Here is a 16,722-nt window from a genome sequence, read left to right on the forward strand (position 1 = left end):
TCCCGCGACCCGCCACCCGTTGCTCTGCTTGGCCCTGGGTTCCTGCGTTCGCAGGAACACGGTAGCCGCAAACGACGCATCGAACGCTTCCATCGCGGCCGGATCGGCAAACCGGATGCCGGTCGTGCTCACGCCCAGCCCCCTCATCGCCGCGGCAACTCCACCGTCACCAGCGTGCCCTCGCCGGGCTGCGAGACCAGCTCGATCCGCCCACCATGCGCCTCGACGAATTGGCGCGCGAGCGGCAGGCCCAGCCCCAGCGCACGCTCGCCGGTCGGTTGCATGCCGGGCTCGCCGAACCGGTCGAACGCACGCGCGATACTCTCCGCATCCATGCCGAACCCATTGTCGGAGACGACGATCCGCGCGCCCGTCGCGCTGCCGTCGGCGTGCAGCAGGATGCGCCCGCCTTCCGGCGTCGAGGCGACCGCATGGCGCAGCAGATGCTCGACCACTTCCTTCAGCCGCTTGGGATCGCCGCGCACCCGGCCGGTCGAGCGCGCCAGCTCAACCGCGAAGTCGAGCTTGCGCCGCTTCGCCGCGGGCCGGATCGTCTCCGCCGCGGCGCGCGAGGTGGCGGCGAGGTCGACGTCGACCCGCTCGATCTCGGCATCGTCGCCGCCCTGCGTCAGATCGAGCACGTCGTCGATCAGCAGCCCGAGCCGCTCGACCGATTGCAGGATCGCCTCGACATAGCCGTCCGCGTCCGCGGTCAGCTTGCCGGCGAATCCCGCGTGCAGCATCTCGGCGAAGCCGCTGATCGAGGTCAGCGGGGTGCGCAATTCGTAGCTCATATTGGCGACGAATTGCGTCTTGACGCGATCCGCCGCCTCCAGCGCATTGGCGCGGTCGCGCAACGCCTGCTCGGCGCGCCGGCTATCGGTGATGTCGAGCATCGTCAGCAACGCATTGCCGTCGGGCAACGGCACCGCGGCAAAGGCGAAATGCCGTCCGTCGGCGAAGGCGACGCGGCCGCCGCGCTGCTGGCGTTCGGTGGTGGCGGAGCGGACCAGCTCGGGGATCAGCGCGGCGCGATTGGGCGTCGCGAGCTTCGACGCCGCCGCGGCCGCGAAGGCATCAACGCGCGGATGACCGGCGAGGAATTCCTCCTCGAACCCCCAGACCGCGCGCAAGCGGTTGTTCCAGAGCTGCAACTTGCCATCGGCGGCGAACACCGCCAGCGCCTCGAACAGATTGTCGAAGGTGGCGGTGCGCACGCGCAGCAGCGTGTCGCGCGCGCTGGCGAGCTGCACCTCCTCGGTACGGTCCTCGAAGATCGTCAGCAGGCCGCCGTCGGGCAGCGGCTGCGCGACGACGCGCAGATGGGTGCCGCCGGGCAGATGCCAATTCTCCTCGCTCGCCGTCTCGCCGGGGACGAACCAGCCGCGCCGTTCCGCCTTCCAGCTCGGGAAGTCGCGCACCTCGGGCACGCGGCTCGCCTCGCGCATCCGTTCGAGCACGCGGTCGAATTCGGGCCGATCGGCGAGCCATTCGGCGCGCATCGCGAACATCCGCCGGAACGGCTGGTTGCAGAAGACGAGGCCGCGGTCGGGGCCGAATTGCGCGACACCGGCCGAGAGGCGGTCGAGCAGGGCGCGCTGCGCGTCGGCGAAGCGCTTGGCGCCCGCGCGCGACTGTTCGAGGTCCTCGATGTCGACCGCGAAGCTCGCCACCCCGCCGGTCGGCAAGGGCACGTCGTGCACTTCGAGCGAGCGGCGCTCGCCACCGATGGTCGCGGGCAGGACCTCGCGTTGCGGCGCTCCCGATGCCCGCGCGGCATGGGCGCCGGCGCGCGGACCGCCGCGCCCCGATCCCTCGACCAGCTCGAGCTGGCGACCGATGACGTCGGCGGCGTCGACGCCGTCGACCGCGCGGACATAGGCGCTGTTGACCATCGCCAACCGCATGTCGCCGCTGCGATACCACATCGGCAACGGCGCCGCCTCGATCAGCCCGGTCAGCGCCTCGAAGGCGATCGACAATTGCTCGACCTGATCGCGCAAATGCGTGATCTCCGCCTCGCTGTCGGTGGCGTCGAGCGTCCAGATGACCACCGCCCCGGTCGCGCCGAGTTCGCCCGGCGCACGGCTGCCGCGGATCGTGATCGCCCGGCCCGAGCCGATCGGATGCAGCGCCCGGACGAAGCCGCGTCCCGCGCGCTGCGCCGCCTGCACGTCGGTGGCGAGCGCCTCGGCCTCCTCGGCGGGCAGCCCCGCCCCTTCCGCGGCAAGATCGCCCAGGAAGCGCGGCGCGACGGACAGTCCCAGCCATTCCACCAGTCGCGGCGGCATCTCGATTCGCCCATCGGCGCGCACCAGCATCGCCATCGCCGGCGAGACGCTGCGCAACACCTCGGCCTCGCGGCTGCGCGCGATCACCGCGGCGGCCTCGCCGCGCAGCCGCCAGCCGACGAACAGCGCGAAGCCGCCGGCGGCGACCAGCGCCGCCAGCACCGCGCCACACAGGACTGCCGCCATCACCGAAAGCTGGATCAACGCTTACCCCTCGTCACGCCCGACACGGCGTGCACGGCCCGAGTGTAGAACGCAACCTACGGCAGCAGCAATGAGAGTTGGTGGCAGCGTCTCCGCCGGGGCGCGTGCAAAGAAAAAGGCGGCGCCTTTCGGCACCGCCCCTTCCCACCACGATCGCGGACGATCAATAGCGATAATGATCCGGCTTGAACGGCCCCTCGACCGGCACGCCGATGTAGCTCGCCTGCTTCTCGGACAGCTTCGACAGCTTGACGCCGAGTTTCTCGAGGTGGAGCGCGGCCACCTTTTCGTCGAGATGCTTGGGCAGGACGTACACTTCGTTCTTGTACTTCTCGCCCGCGGTCCACAGCTCGATCTGCGCGAGCGTCTGGTTGGTGAAGCTCGCGCTCATCACGAACGACGGGTGGCCGGTCGCGCAGCCGAGGTTGACCAGGCGGCCCTTGGCGAGGACGATGATCTGCTTGCCGTCGGGAAATTCAACCAGGTCGGTGCCCGGCTTCACTTCGCTCCACTTGTAATTCGACAGCGCGGCGATCTGGATCTCGCTGTCGAAATGGCCGATGTTGCAGACGATCGACATCGGCTTCATCGCCTTCATGTGATCGGCGGTGATGACGTCGGCGTTGCCGGTCGCGGTGACGAAGATGTCGGCGCGCTTGACCGCCTCGTCCATCGTCACGACCTCGAAGCCCTCCATCGCCGCCTGCAGCGCGCAGATCGGATCGATCTCGGTGACCATGACGCGGGCGCCGCCGTTGCGCAGCGACTGCGCCGAGCCCTTGCCGACGTCACCGAAACCGGCGACGGCGGCGACCTTGCCGGCGAGCATCACGTCGGTGGCGCGACGGATAGCGTCGACCAGCGATTCCTTGCAGCCGTAGAGGTTGTCGAACTTCGACTTGGTGACGCTGTCGTTGACGTTGATCGCCGGGAACGGCAGCTCGCCCTTCTTGGCGATCTCGTACAGGCGGTGGACACCGGTCGTCGTCTCTTCGGACACGCCCTTCAGGTTCTTGACCGTCTCGGTCAGATAGCCCGGCTTCTTGGCGATGAACGCCTTGAGCGCGCGCTGGAACTCGACCTCTTCTTCATTCTCGGGCTCGCCGAGCGTCGCGCCGGCCTCGAGCTTCGCACCCCAGAGCGCGAACATCGTGGCGTCGCCGCCGTCGTCGAGGATGATGTTGGCGGTCTGGCCCTCGACGTCACGATCCCACGAGAAGATGTCGCCGACATAATCCCAATATTCGGCCAGGCTCTCGCCCTTCACCGCGAACACCGGCACGCCGGTCGCGGCGATCGCGGCGGCGGCATGGTCCTGCGTCGAGAAGATGTTGCAGGTCGCCCAGCGCACGTCGGCGCCGAGCGCGGTCAGCGTCTCGATCAGCACCGCGGTCTGGATGGTCATGTGCAGCGAACCGGTGATGCGCGCGCCCTTGAGCGGCTGGCTCGCGCCGAACTCGTCGCGCAGCGCCATCAGGCCGGGCATCTCGGTCTCGGCGATGCGGATCTCGGCGCGGCCGAAATCGGCGAGGCCGATGTCCTTGATGACGTAATCGTTCTGTTCGACCGCGAGCGCAGTAGCCACGTGTCATGCTCCTGAAGAAGATGGATGCCGGCCCCTTAGCCGCTCCGGCCGCGCGGATCAAATATAAAGATATCTTTATATGTCGTCGGCCGCGGCGCGGTCAGGCGGTGCCGGCGTCGGGGACGAGCAGTCGCGCGTCGATCCCCGCCTTGCCGAAGGCCGCGGTCCAGCGCCGTCCGGCGGGGGTGTCGAACAGCAGATCCTCGTCGCCGGCGACATGGAACCAGCCCGGCCGGGTCAGCTCGCCTTCGAGCTGCCCGTCGCCCCAGCCGGCATAGCCGAGCGCGACGAGATAGCGCGTCGGACCGCTGCCCTCGGCGATCGCGCGCAGCACGTCGACGGTGCTCGACAGCGACCAGCGGCCGGCGACGTCGATCGTATCCTGTCCGCTCCAGTCGCTCGAATGGACGACGAAGCCGCGCCGCGGATCGACCGGGCCGCCGAAATGCACCGGCGCGTCGGGCGCGACGCCGTGCGGAATCTCGAACTGGTCGAGCAGGTCGTGCAGGCTCAGCCCCTCGATCGTCGCGCCGACGCCGATGCCGATCGCGCCGTCGGCGTCGTGCGCGCACATCGCGATCACCGCATGGTCGAAGCTGGGGTCGCGCATACCCGGCATCGCGAGAAGGAACTGGCCGGCAAGGAAGGGTCGATAGTGCATCGCGGCGAACATAAGCTGCGCCACGGCTTCTGCCATGCTTGAAATCAACGCCGTCATGCCCGACCTCCCGCGGCGTGGCGCCGTCCGGCGACCACCCGCATTCCAGCATCGGAGACCCAAGATGACGATCACCGTCGGCGACAAGATACCGGCCGCCACCCTGACCAAGGTCACCTCCGATGGCCCGGACCAGATCACGACCAACGCGCTGTTCGACGGCCGCACCGTCGCGCTGTTCGCCGTGCCCGGCGCCTTCACCCCGACCTGTTCGGCCAAGCACCTGCCCGGCTTCGTCGACAAGCGCGAGGAACTGGCCGCCAAGGGCATCGACGAGATCGCCTGCATCTCGGTCAACGACCCCTTCGTGATGGGCGCCTGGGCGAAGTCTGCGAATGCGGAGGGCATCACGATGCTCGCCGACGGCAACGCCGATTTCGCCGAGGCGATCGGCCTGACGATGGACGGCAGCAAGTTCGCGATGGGCAAGCGCAGCCAGCGCTACACGATGCTGGTCGAGGATGGCGTCGTGAAGCAGCTCCACGTCGAGGCCCCCGGCGAGTTCAAGGTGAGCAGCGCGGAATATCTGCTCGGCGAACTCTGACCCCATCGTCCTCCCCCGCAAAGGGGGCAGCGAGGGTTATCGCACCTGCCCTGATATCTCCGTCATGCCGGACTTTATCCGGCATCCCGCTTCTCGGCACCGCCCGAAGAAGCGGGACCCCGGATCAAGTCCGGGGTGACGGATCGGGTTTGGAATGCGTCCGAACCACTCTGACGCTCATAGGCGACTGCCTGCCCCCAAGGGGGAGGGCCTGCGGGCATGCCATTGTCTTGCCAGCGTCACCACCGCCGCGTAACCATCCGGGATGACACTCGCATCCCGGATCGTCGCCGACCTCGACACCCTCTACCGCGCCTCCGTCGAACGGTTGCAGACCGCACTCAACGCCTATCTGACCGACGGTACGCCGCCCTCGCCCGAAAGCCGGGTCGACGGGTCGTTCGCCTATCCCGTCATCCATTTGCGCTACGCCAGCGTCGGCGACCGACCGGCGCCGCTGCGCTCGTTCGGCCGGCTCGTCTCGCCCGGCGACTATACGATCAGCGTCACCAAGCCGGCGCTGTTCGCCGACTATCTCACCGAACAGCTGACGCTGCTGCTCGAGGATTATGACGTCGAGGTCGAGGCGGTGCCGGGCCGGCAGGAAATCCCCTTCCCCTATGTCCTCGATCCGGGTCATGCGCTGAGCCTCGACACCGTCTCGGCGACCGAATTGTCGCGTCACTTCCCCGCCACCGAGCTCGCGCATATCGGCGACGAGATCGCCGACGGCCTGTGGATCTCGGACGGCGGCACGCGCCCGCTCGCGCTGTTCGACGCCTTGCGCACCGACTTCAGCCTCGCGCGGCTGCGCCATTATATGGGGACGCCGTCGGAACATACGCAGCGCTTCGTGCTGTTCACCAACTACCACCGCTATGTCGACGAATTCGTCCGCTGGGGCGCGTCGCAGCTCGGGCCGGAAAGCCGCTTCACCGCGCTGTCCGGCGCCGGCAATATCGTCATCGACCATCCCGGCGACGTCGACAAACTGGTCAACGACAGCGCGTGGCGGCGGCACCAGATGCCCGCCTATCACCTCATGGCGGACGATCGCACCGGCATCACGCTCGTCAACATCGGCGTCGGCCCGTCCAACGCCAAGACGATCTGCGACCATCTCGCGGTGATGCGCCCCGAGGCGTGGCTGATGATCGGCCATTGCGGCGGCCTGCGCCCGTCCCAGCGGATCGGCGACTATGTCCTCGCCCATGCCTATCTGCGCGACGACCACGTCCTCGACGACGTCTTGCCGCCCGAGATCCCCGTACCGGCGATCGCCGAGGTGCAGCAGGCCCTCGCCCGCGCATCGGAGATCGTCAGCGGCCAGTCGGGCGAGGAACTCAAGCGCCGGCTGCGCACCGGCACGATCGTCACCACCGACGATCGCAACTGGGAGCTGCGCTATTCCGCCTCGGCGTTGCGCTTCTCGCTCAGCCGTGCGGTCGGCATCGACATGGAGTCGGCGACGATCGCGGCACAGGGCTATCGCTTCCGCGTGCCCTACGGCACGTTGCTCTGCGTTTCGGACAAGCCGCTCCACGGCGAACTCAAGCTGCCCGGTCAGGCCAACCGCTTCTACGAGCGGGCGATCAGCGAGCATATGCGGATCGGCATCGAGACCTGCGAACAGCTTCGCCTCGAAGGCGCCAAGCTGCACAGCCGCAAGCTCCGCGCCTTCGACGAGCCGCCGTTCCGCTGAGTCGAGCAGGGTCGTCAGCGGACTCGGAAACCAACCCGGGCTAATGCGTTACGCTTGCGAACCAATCAGGGAGTTGCTGCCGTGGCCGATGAAACCGACGACACGCCGAAGTCCGACACGCCCGCGGTGACGCCGCGCCGCCGTGCGCCGCGCAAGACGACCACGACCCGAGCGGCGGCGACCAAGGCTCCGGCAAAGCCGCGCGGACCGCGTGCCAAGCCAGCCGAACCCTCGGCGGTCGAGAAGGTCGAGACTGCGGTGAGCGACGCCGCCGCCAAGACGACGCGCCGCGCCAAGGCCGCGGTGACCAAGGCCGAAGGCGCGGTCTCCGCCGCCGCCAAGACGGTGAAGCCCCGGTCGACCAAGCGCGCCACGCCCCGCGCCGCGACGAAGAAGCCCGCCGCCAAGAAGCGCGAGTCCGACGGCACCAGCAAATGGGGTATCGCCGCGATCGGTGCAGGCGTCGCGACGGTCGGCGCGGTGGCGGCGGCGGCGCTGCTGTCGTTGCGCGGCAGCACGCCCAAGGACGGCAAGAAGGCGCACGGCCCGGCGGGCGAGGACGCCTCCAAGTCGTTTGAAGCCGGCATCGCCGACGAGAATACGATCCCGGACAAGACTTGACCCGATTCCTCCCCTTTGCGGGGGAGGGCTATCGCGAACGAGGGTCCGAGTATGCGGGTGGCCAACCCCGCTCCGTCACCCCGGCCTTGCGCCGGGGTCCCGCTTCTTTTGAGGGCGAGAAGAAGCGGGATGCCGGATCAAGTCCGGCATGACGGTGATGTAGGCGCAGTTGCAACATTCCGATCGCTCATATGCGACAGCCCTGCTCTTGCAGGGGCGAAGAACCCTTGTCCCTCACCAGCCCGACGGCTTGCCCTTGTTTTGCTGGTCGAGCCACGTTTTCAGCGGCGCGAAATAGTCGACGAGCGCCTTGCCAGACATCTGCCGCGATCCGGTCATCACCTGCAGCGCATCCGGCCATGGCTTCGACTGGCCCATCGCCAGCATCGCGTTGAGCTTCGTCCCCACCGCCTTGTTGTCGTAGAAGGAACAGCGGTGCAGCGGTCCCTTCCAGCCGGCCTGATCGCACGCCGCCTTGTAGAACTGGAACTGGAGCACCCGCGCGAGGAAGTAGCGCGTATAGGGCACCGTCGCCGGGATATGATATTTGGCGCCGGCGTCGAATTTGCTCTCGTCGCGCGCCACCGGCGGCGTGATCCCCTGATAGCGCAGGCGCAGCGCATCCCAGCCCTTCTGGTAATCGCCGCTGCCGATCCTGCCCGAGAAGACGTCCCAGCGCCATTTGTCGACCAGCAGGCCGAACGGCAGGAACGCCACCTTGTCCATCGCCTGACGCAGCAGCAGACCGATGTCCTTGTCCGCGCTCGGCACCTGCGCCGGCGCGAGCAGGCCGATCTTGACGAGGTAATCGGGCGTGATCGACAGCGCGACGGTATCGCCGATCGCCTCGTGGAAGCCGTCGTTGGCGCCGTTCCTGTAAAGATAGGGCTGCGCCTTGTACGCCCGCTGATAGTAATTGTGGCCGAGTTCGTGGTGGATGGTGACGAAGTCGTCGCCGTTCACCTTGGTGCACATCTTGATGCGGATATCGTCGGCATTGTCGATATCCCAGGCGGAGGCGTGGCAGATCACCTCGCGGTCGGCCGGCTTGACGATCTGCGACCGCTCCCAGAAGGTTTTGGGCAGCGGCGCGAAGCCGAGCGACGAATAGAAGGCCTCGCCCTGTTTCACCATCCGCACGGGATCATAGCCCTTGGCGGTAAGCAGTTCGCCGGTGTCGTAGCCGACGTCGCCCGCCCCCTTAGGCGCGACGATGTCGTAGATATTGCCCCATTCCTGCGCCCACATATTGCCGAGCAAGTCGCTGCGGATCGGCCCCGTCTTCGGCTGCACCGCATCGCCGTATTTCGCGTTGAGCTTCCAGCGGACATAGGTGTGCAGCGACAAATAGAGCGGCTCGACCTCCTTCCAGATCTGGTCGGTCAGCGTCTCGAACTGCGCGGGCGTCATGTCATAGCCCGAGCGCCACATCGCGCCGACGTCGCCGAAGCCCAGTTCCTTGGCACCGGCATTGGAGATCGCGGTCATCCGCGTATAGTCCTTGCGCATCGGCGCGCCGACATTGTCGTTCCAGCTGACCCACATTTCCTTGAGCTTGGCGGGATCGCGCGACGTGCCCATCGCCGCCTCGATATCGGAGCCGTTGATCGGCTTGCCGTCGAGCGTGCCCTTGCCCTTGCCGTAGCTCGACGACATCCGCGTGGTCAGCGTGGCGAGTTCGGTGGCGGCGCCCGGCGTGGTCGGCGCGGGCAGGCCGACACCGTTCTTGATCAGGTCGAGCTTGCGCCGCGTGTCGAACGACACGCCGGACACGCCGTTGAACCGCGCCGCGCCCTTCGCCCATTGCACCGCCTTCTCGGTCAATTCGGCACCGGACTTAGCGGCGAGCGCGTCGGTGTCGTCGGTGATATAGGTGGCGTTGACCCAGGCGGTCTGCTGCGCCGGCACCGAGAGGTCGGCGGCCTCCTTCTCGACCGCGGCGACATAGGCGTCGGCCTCCGCCGCGGTCGGCCTGGCGCCAGTGTTGGCGCCGGTCTGGGCGGCGGCGGGCATGACGAACAGGGCCGCGGCGAGCGCGGCGGTGGAAACGAGACGCATGGATGGAAACCCCCTGACGATCCTGTGATTGTCGTCAGGATGGCCGCGTCATCGTCCGCGGGTCAAGCCATCGCTCAGCCGGCGAGATAGTCGGCGATCGCCTGCCCCAGTTCGGGCTTGGCGACCGCGCTCATATGGCCGCCGGGGATCTCGCGAAAGACCGCCTGCGGGATGGCGTCGGCGAGTGCCGCACCCGAACCGTTGTCGTCGTCCTCCGCGCCGGTGATGACCGCGACCGGCACGGCGATCGCCTCGACCGCGTCCAGCGGCGTATCCACGAACGTCTCGAGCACGTTGAGCAGCGCGACGGGATCGCCCTTGGTCGTCTTGAGGAAGGCCTCGGTCAACCATTCGTTGCTGCCGCGCTCGAAACTTCCGAGGTTGGTCAGCACCTTGCGGAAATAGTCGCCGCGGCCCGAGGTGGTGAGGATGCCGGTCAGTCCCATGCCGGCCATCACCGCCCGCCGCGGCGTCGCGCCATTGACCAGCATCCGCATCGTCGTCCGCCCGCCGAGCGAATAGCCGCCAAGATCGTAATCGGTGAGACCGAGATGCGCGATCAGCGCCATGCCGTCGCGCATCAGCGCGTCCGGCGGATAGGCGGCGACGTCATGCGGCCGGTCGCTCAGGCCATGGCCGCGCAGGTCGGGCATGATGACCCGGAAGCCGCGCGCGGCGAGCTTGGCGGCATGACCGTATTTCAGCCAATTGACCTCGGCGGTCGAGAAATAGCCATGGATCAGCACGGCGGGCCGCCCCTCGCCCAGCTCGCGCCAGGCGATGCGGGTGCCGTCGAAACTTTCAAAATACTGCGGGTCGGTCGGCGAGTCGGCCACGATCTAGGGTCCTGCTGCTGCGGATACGGAATGGCGATACCCGTTGGGTTGCGGGCGACGCGATGTCCAGCCTCGATCGCCGCCGGTGCGGTCGGAGGGCACCGGGATTGCCGGACGAGACCGTCGAAAATCGATCTTTCCAAAGGGGTGAAACAGGCATACTCTGCCTTCAAAGCTTGTAGGAGAGCGATGATGGACAATGGTCTGCAAACCCACGGCATGACGCCGGCGGGCGACGAGAGCCTGGTGATCCTCCAGAGCCTGTTGTGCCTGTTGCGCGAGAAGAACGTGCTCAGCCGCGCCGATATCGAGGAACTGACCGACCGCGTCGCGATGCGGGCCGCACAGGCGGAGCGCGATCCCCTGCCCTGCTGTTCCGAGGCGACGCAGGGCGCGGCGCGCGAGATGGCGCGGATCGGCGATTACGTCGGCCATCGCTATGGCGGCAAGCACCGCCGGATCTGACCGTCTTCCGTTCACCGCCCGAAACTGTATAGCGCACGATACCGTCCCCGAGAGCGGTATCGCCGGGAGAGGCGCCTGACCCATCACGCATGAGGTCCGATGCAGTCCCGCGACATTGCCTTCTCCCACGGCCGCCCGCACAGCGTCGCCGAAGACGCCTATGCTCTGCTGATCGGGTGTATCCTGATCGTCGTCGGGCTGATCTTCCTGAAGGCCGCCGGTCTCGTCACCGGCGGTGTCGCCGGTATCGCGCTGTTGATCTCCTACAAGGTGCCGTTGCCCGCGGGCGTGCTGTTCACGCTGATCAACATCCCGTTCTTCGCCTTCGCGCACAAGGTGATGGGCGCGCGCTTCGCGGTGAAGTCGTTGCTGGTCAATCTCGGTATCGCCGGTCTGTCCGCCCTCGCGCGCGCGTCGATCCACGTCGTCGACATCCACCCCGCCTTCGCCGCGGTTGTCGGCGGCACGGTGATCGGCATGGGGATATTGTCGCTCGCCCGGCATCAGGCCGGCGTCGGGGGCACCGGCGTGCTGACCTTATGGCTGCAACGCACCCGCGGCTGGAACGCCGGCCGCTCGCAGATCGCGATCGACGTGGTGATTCTCGCCGTCTCCGCGCCGGTCATCACCGGCACGCAGCTCGCCTGGTCGGCGCTCAGCGCCGCCGCGATGAGCCTCATCCTGATCGCCTGGCACCGACCGGGGCGCTATATCGGGCATTAGCCCGCGGCGCTGGCCTCCTCCAACGATACCAGCCATTTGCCGTAGGGCGTACCCTGACAATTGACGATCAGCTTGCGGTCGGCCGTCGGGATTCGCATGCCGGTGAATTCCGCCAGCGCCAGATACAGGCAATCATACACCGGGTGGGCGATCGCCAGCGCGATATCCAGCGCGCGGGCGGCAAGGCGATCGGTCGCTAGAAATGTCAGCGTATCCTCGATCGCCGTGAATCCGGCGACCGCCTGCAATGCATCGATTTCGTTGCGCCGCACCTTTTTCCAGAGCGCGTTGGCAAGTTCGCTCCGCAACAGATCCGGTGCTACCACATCGCCACCGAGGAACGACGCGGCAAGGTCCGCGCTCTCCTCGGCGACCGCCCATTTGACGGCGACGCTGGTGTCGACGATCCAGGTCAAGCCTCGCGAAAGCCCTCGCGATCCTCGCGGACGAGCCGCTCGGCCGGCGTCCGCGGCACATCCGGCGTCATCGCGCGGATCGCGGCGAGCCTCGCCCGCACGTCACGATGTCCCTCGCCAGCATCTGGCCGCAGCCGCTGCAACGCCGCGCGCAGCTCGGCTTCGAGCGACCGCCCGTTGCCATCGGCTGCCCGCTGATAGTCGCGAAGCAGGGCGTCATCGAGGTTCCGGATCAGCACCTGCGCCATAGGGGCGATGCTATCATCGCCCCGTCAGCCCCTCAACCGTCCTTCTTGAGGTGCCGCCGGCCGAGCAGTTCGGCGATCTGCACCGCGTTGAGCGCCGCACCCTTGCGCAGATTGTCGCTGACGCACCACAGGTTGAGGCCGTTCTCGATCGTCGGATCCTCGCGCACGCGGCTGACATAGGTGGCATCGTCGCCCGCCGCCTCGATCGGGGTGATATAGCCGCCGTCCTCGTGCTTATCGATCAGCATGACGCCGGGCGCCTCGCGCAGGATGCGCTTGGCGTCGTCGGCGGACAGTTCGTTGGCGAATTCGATGTTGATCGATTCCGAATGGCCGACGAACACCGGCACGCGCACGCAGGTCGCGGTCACCTTGATCTTCGAATCGAGGATCTTCTTGGTCTCGACCACCATCTTCCACTCTTCCTTGGTCGACCCGTCGTCGAGGAAGCTGTCGATGTGGGGGATGACGTTGAAAGCGATCTGCTTGGTGAACTTCTTCGCCTCGGCGCTGTCGCCGACGAAGATGTTGCGGCTCTGCTCGAACAGTTCGTCCATGCCGACCTTGCCCGCGCCCGACACCGATTGATAGGTCGAGACGACGACGCGGGTAATCGTCGCGGCATCGTGCAGCGGCTTGAGCGCCACCACCATCTGCGCGGTCGAGCAGTTCGGGTTGGCGATGATGTTCCTGGCCTTGTAGCCGTCGATCGCCGCGGCATTCACCTCGGGCACGATCAGCGGGACGTCGGGGTCCATCCGGTAGAGCGACGAATTGTCGATCACCGTACAGCCGGCGGCGGCGAACTTGGGCGCATAGACCTTGGTCGCCTCGCTGCCGATCGCGAACAGCGCCATGTCCCAGCCGGCGGGATCGAAATGCTCGATATTCTGCACCTTGAGCATCTTGCCGGTGTCGCCATATTCGATCTGCTCGCCCTGGCTGCGGCTCGACGCCAGCACGGCGATCTCGTCGAGGGGGAATTCGCGCTCGGCGAGGATGTTCACCATCTCGCGCCCGACATTGCCCGTCGCCCCCGCGACCACCACCCGATAACCCATGAAACCCTCCGCTGCGTTGCAGCGCCGCCTAATACGGTTGCGTGGCCACGTCCATCGGCTTTGCTAATCGTGCGTGCTGAGCTGCCACGTCGCGTGGCCGATGCCGTGGACGCGGGCGAGGTGGTCGACCAGCGCGTCCAGCTCCTTGTCCGGCACATTGGTGCTGACCAGCGTCGCCGTCACCTCGACCAGATCGTCGCCGCGCGCCTCGCTGTCCAGCTCGGCGACGGGCAGTTGCGCATTTTCGAGATGCGCGACGAGCATATCGCCCATCGGCCCCGCCTGCGCCGGATCGACGGTGATCGTCACGGTATAGGTCGCCTCGACCGAATGGCCGACGAGCGGGATGCGGTTGATCGCATCGACCAGTGGTCGCAGCAGCGTGTTGGCGGCGAGCACGACGACGGTGAGCAGAACCGCCTCGACGACCATGTCCGATCCCGCGATCGCACCGACCGCCGCCGAACACCACAAGGTCGCCGCGGTGTTGAGCCCGCGGACGTTCATTCCCTCCTTCATGATCACGCCGGCGCCGAGGAAGCCGATCCCCGACACGACATAGGCGATGATGCGGATCGACTCGACATCGCCGCCCAGCCGCTGGCCGAGGTCGACGAACGCCGCCGCGCCGATCGCGACCAGCGCATTGGTGCGCAGCCCCGCGGTGCGCTGGCGATATTGCCGCTCGGCGCCGATCGCGGTGCCGAGCACGAAGGCGGTGACGTAGCTGACGAGCGTGTCGAGGAACGGCCAGAGATGGAAGAGGGTCAGGAAACGCATCGGCCTCGTGTAGCGGGGCGAAACGACGAAATCATGTCACCAGTCATTCCTCCCCCGCGGAGCGAGGGAGGAATGACGCGCTCCTATTTCTTGTTCTTCACATTCCGGTCGAGGAATTCGAGGATCGTCCCCCACAGATGCTGGCTCACCCCCGGCCCCGCCACGCGGTGCGTATAGCCGGGGTAGAACATCATCTCGAACGGCGTCGCGGTCGCCTGCATCCGCGCCGCCACCTTGGTCGAATTGTCGAGGAAGACGTTGTCGTCCGCCATGCCGTGGATCAGCAGCAGCGGATCGCGGATCTTCGACGCCTCCTCGACCGCCGCCGAACCCGCATAGCTCTGCGGGTCCTTCGCCGGATCGCCGAGATAGCGTTCGGTGTAATGCGTGTCGTACAGCTGCCAGTCGGTCACCGGCGCGCCCGATACCGCCGCGGCATAGACCCCCGGCGTCTTCTCGAGCATCTTGAGCGACATATAGCCGCCATACGACCAGCCATAAGTGGCGATCCTGCCGCCATCGACGAACGGCAGCGACTTCAGGTAATTCGCCCCGGCGAGCTGATCCTCGACCTCGACCGTGCCCATCGCATGATAGATCTGGTCCTCGAACGCCTTACCGCGATTGTACGAACCGCGATTGTCGATCTTGAAATAGACCCAGCCCTGGCTGACCAGATATTGCGGCAGCGCCCCCTGCCAGCCGCGCGTCACCTGCTGGCCGGTGCCGGGGCCGCCATAATGTTCGAAAAACACCGGGTACGTCTTCCCGGCGACGAGCGGCGGCGTGATCATCTCCCAATAGAGCGTCGTGCCGTCGGTGGCCTTGATCGTCCCGAACTTGGTCGGCTGATGCTGCGCGAGGAACGGGAAATAGGGATGGCCCGCGACCACCGCATTCTCGTTGATCCACGCGATCCGCTTGCCGCTGGTGTCGGCCATATAGACCTGCGTCGGCTGTGCGGAATTGGACCGCGACACGATGAAGCGGCTCGCCGCCTTGTCCATCGTCGCGCTGTTGGTCCAGCCGCGCTCGGTCAGCCGTTCGATCGCATTGGGTTTGGCGATGTCGACCGCATAGAGATGCTGTTCGAGCACGTCGTCCTTCAGCCCGGTGAAATACAGCCGCCCCTTCTGCTCGTCGACGCCGACCAGCCCGGTGACCACCCACGGCCCCTTGGTCAGCTGCGTCCACTTGCCGCCCGGCGTCCAGCGATAGAGATGGCCGTAGCCGTCGCGCTCGGAACGCCAGATCAGGCTGCCGTCCTTCATCGGCTGATAGTCGTCCGACAAATTGAGCCAGCTCTTCGCGCCCGACTTTTCGGTGAACAGCACGCTCGCCTTGCCCGTCTCCGGGTCGACGCGCAGCATGTCGAGCGTCTTCTGGTCGCGGCTCTGCCGCTGCACCAGCAGGGTCTTGCCGTCGGGCGTCCAATCGACCCGCGCCAGATAGATGTCGGGGTTGCTGCCGAGATCGACCTTGACCTGCCCCGATCCGTCCGGCCGCATCACGTACAGCTCGACCAATACGTTGGGCGTTCCCGCCGCGGGATAGCGCTGCTCATAGGTCTTGGTCCCCGCCGCGCCGATCGATGCGCGGGTAAAGACGTGGACCGGCGCTTCGTCGAACTTCTCGACCGCGATGAACCGCTCGTCGGGCGACCACCAATAGCCGGTGGTGCGATGCATTTCCTCCTGCGCGACGAACTCCGCCTCGCCGAAATGGATCGTGCCGCCGCCGCCCTGCGTCACCGCGCGTGCCGCGCCACCGGCGAGCGGCTGCGCGAACAGATTCTGGTCGCGCACGAAGCTGACATAGCCGCCCTTCGGCGACACGACCGGATTGAGTTCGCCGCCCGGCGTCTGCGTCAGCCGCCGTACCTGCCCGTCGAGCGACGCCAGATACAGGTCGCCGTCGAGCGGCACGAGGATCGCCTTGCCGTCGGGCGAGAAATCATAGGCGACGATGCCCTTCGACCCGCCGATCCGCGCGCGTTCGCGCTGCATCTTCTCCGCCTCGCTCAGCTCGGCGCCGCTGCCGACTTTCTTGCTGTCGACCAGCATCCGCTCGGCGCCGGTGCGCGTGTCGCGCGCCCACAGATCGGTGCGCTCCTTCTCGTCGGCGCGCGGACGCAGGAAGGTGAGCAGGGTCCCGTCGGGCGACAGCCGCACGCCGCGCGGCTGCGAGCCCGACAGATCGGGGCTGCCGAACACCCGCGCCAGCGTCAGTGCGCCGCCTTCGGGGGCCACCGCGGGCCGAGTCGCGCCGGTCTGCGCCCCCGCCTCAACGGTCATCGCCACGCTCCCCACCGACGCGAGCGCCAAGGCCACGATCCATCCCCGCATCCACCTTCTCCAAAAACAACGAGTTGGCGTTCTTACGGCACGGCCCGCCCGCGTAAAGACGGAATGAGACAGGGTTACCGACGCATAAACCGTCTCTTTACTCGCTTCGGTATAGTTAGTGGGTA

15 protein-coding genes are annotated in these 16,722 nt (G+C 67.0%); 5 read left to right on the top strand and 10 right to left on the bottom strand.

Annotation, left to right across the window (positions count from 1 at the left end; translation table 11 throughout):
* Positions 1 to 143: 143 nt before the first annotated feature.
* The 3 genes from AC07U4_RS04350 to AC07U4_RS04360 all read right to left on the bottom strand — a co-directional run bounded on the left by AC07U4_RS04350 (position 144) and on the right by AC07U4_RS04360 (position 4,741).
* Complete coding sequence (locus AC07U4_RS04350; protein ID WP_495194564.1) at positions 144 to 2,495, bottom strand: sensor histidine kinase; 2,352 nt, start codon at positions 2,493 to 2,495, stop codon at positions 144 to 146.
* Positions 2,496 to 2,658: 163 nt separating this feature from the next.
* Complete coding sequence (ahcY, locus tag AC07U4_RS04355) at positions 2,659 to 4,080, bottom strand: adenosylhomocysteinase (RefSeq protein WP_038660164.1); 1,422 nt, start codon at positions 4,078 to 4,080, stop codon at positions 2,659 to 2,661.
* Between the two features lie 100 nt (positions 4,081 to 4,180).
* On the bottom strand, positions 4,181 to 4,741 hold the full coding sequence (locus AC07U4_RS04360) for a YqgE/AlgH family protein (RefSeq protein ID WP_038666475.1): 561 nt from the start codon (positions 4,739 to 4,741) through the stop codon (positions 4,181 to 4,183).
* 121 nt (positions 4,742 to 4,862) lie between these two features.
* Between AC07U4_RS04360 and AC07U4_RS04365 the strand changes: the two genes are divergently transcribed.
* The 3 genes from AC07U4_RS04365 (at position 4,863) to AC07U4_RS04375 (ending at position 7,665) form a co-directional block, all read left to right on the top strand.
* On the top strand, positions 4,863 to 5,342 hold the full coding sequence (locus tag AC07U4_RS04365) for a peroxiredoxin (RefSeq protein WP_038660167.1): 480 nt from the start codon (positions 4,863 to 4,865) through the stop codon (positions 5,340 to 5,342).
* Between the two features lie 265 nt (positions 5,343 to 5,607).
* Positions 5,608 to 7,044: an AMP nucleosidase gene (locus AC07U4_RS04370; RefSeq protein WP_038660170.1), complete on the top strand. Its 1,437-nt coding sequence runs from the start codon at positions 5,608 to 5,610 to the stop codon at positions 7,042 to 7,044.
* 81 nt (positions 7,045 to 7,125) lie between these two features.
* Positions 7,126 to 7,665 carry a hypothetical protein gene (locus AC07U4_RS04375; RefSeq protein ID WP_495194565.1) on the top strand — a complete coding sequence of 180 codons (540 nt, stop codon included), beginning with the start codon at positions 7,126 to 7,128 and terminating at the stop codon, positions 7,663 to 7,665.
* Positions 7,666 to 7,899: 234 nt separating this feature from the next.
* Here AC07U4_RS04375 and AC07U4_RS04380 read toward each other — a convergent pair whose 3' ends face one another.
* A complete protein-coding gene (locus AC07U4_RS04380) occupies positions 7,900 to 9,723 on the bottom strand; it encodes a M2 family metallopeptidase (protein ID WP_495194566.1) in 1,824 nt (607 codons plus the stop codon).
* Between the two features lie 74 nt (positions 9,724 to 9,797).
* Positions 9,798 to 10,559, bottom strand: a complete 762-nt coding sequence (locus AC07U4_RS04385; protein ID WP_495194567.1) for an alpha/beta fold hydrolase — start codon at positions 10,557 to 10,559, stop codon at positions 9,798 to 9,800.
* Positions 10,560 to 10,751: 192 nt separating this feature from the next.
* On the opposite strand from AC07U4_RS04385, the gene AC07U4_RS04390 reads away from it, so the two are divergent.
* Both AC07U4_RS04390 and AC07U4_RS04395 read left to right on the top strand, forming a co-directional pair.
* A complete protein-coding gene (locus tag AC07U4_RS04390) occupies positions 10,752 to 11,024 on the top strand; it encodes a hypothetical protein (RefSeq protein WP_495189825.1) in 273 nt (90 codons plus the stop codon).
* Between the two features lie 99 nt (positions 11,025 to 11,123).
* Complete coding sequence (locus AC07U4_RS04395; protein ID WP_495194568.1) at positions 11,124 to 11,747, top strand: YitT family protein; 624 nt, start codon at positions 11,124 to 11,126, stop codon at positions 11,745 to 11,747.
* On the opposite strand, the gene AC07U4_RS04400 is transcribed toward AC07U4_RS04395, so the two are convergent.
* The 5 genes from AC07U4_RS04400 to AC07U4_RS04420 all read right to left on the bottom strand — a co-directional run bounded on the left by AC07U4_RS04400 (position 11,744) and on the right by AC07U4_RS04420 (position 16,597).
* On the bottom strand, positions 11,744 to 12,163 hold the full coding sequence (locus AC07U4_RS04400) for a type II toxin-antitoxin system VapC family toxin (protein WP_495194569.1): 420 nt from the start codon (positions 12,161 to 12,163) through the stop codon (positions 11,744 to 11,746). The two genes, AC07U4_RS04395 and AC07U4_RS04400, sit on opposite strands and share 4 nt — an antisense overlap.
* On the bottom strand, positions 12,160 to 12,411 hold the full coding sequence (locus AC07U4_RS04405) for a FitA-like ribbon-helix-helix domain-containing protein (protein ID WP_495194570.1): 252 nt from the start codon (positions 12,409 to 12,411) through the stop codon (positions 12,160 to 12,162). Before AC07U4_RS04405 ends, AC07U4_RS04400 begins: the two co-directional genes overlap by 4 nt.
* Positions 12,412 to 12,443: 32 nt before the next feature.
* Positions 12,444 to 13,472 carry an aspartate-semialdehyde dehydrogenase gene (locus AC07U4_RS04410; protein WP_038660187.1) on the bottom strand — a complete coding sequence of 343 codons (1,029 nt, stop codon included), beginning with the start codon at positions 13,470 to 13,472 and terminating at the stop codon, positions 12,444 to 12,446.
* A 63-nt stretch (positions 13,473 to 13,535) separates the two neighbouring features.
* The gene (locus tag AC07U4_RS04415) at positions 13,536 to 14,252 is read right to left on the bottom strand and encodes an MgtC/SapB family protein (protein ID WP_495194571.1); all 717 of its coding nucleotides are present in this window, start codon (positions 14,250 to 14,252) and stop codon (positions 13,536 to 13,538) included.
* An 83-nt stretch (positions 14,253 to 14,335) separates the two neighbouring features.
* Positions 14,336 to 16,597 (bottom strand): S9 family peptidase, encoded by a 2,262-nt coding sequence (locus tag AC07U4_RS04420; RefSeq protein ID WP_495194572.1) that lies wholly within the window; start codon positions 16,595 to 16,597, stop codon positions 14,336 to 14,338.
* Positions 16,598 to 16,722 lie beyond the last annotated feature (125 nt).

This window comes from Sphingomonas sp. GW821-FHT02B09, assembly GCF_059421875.1.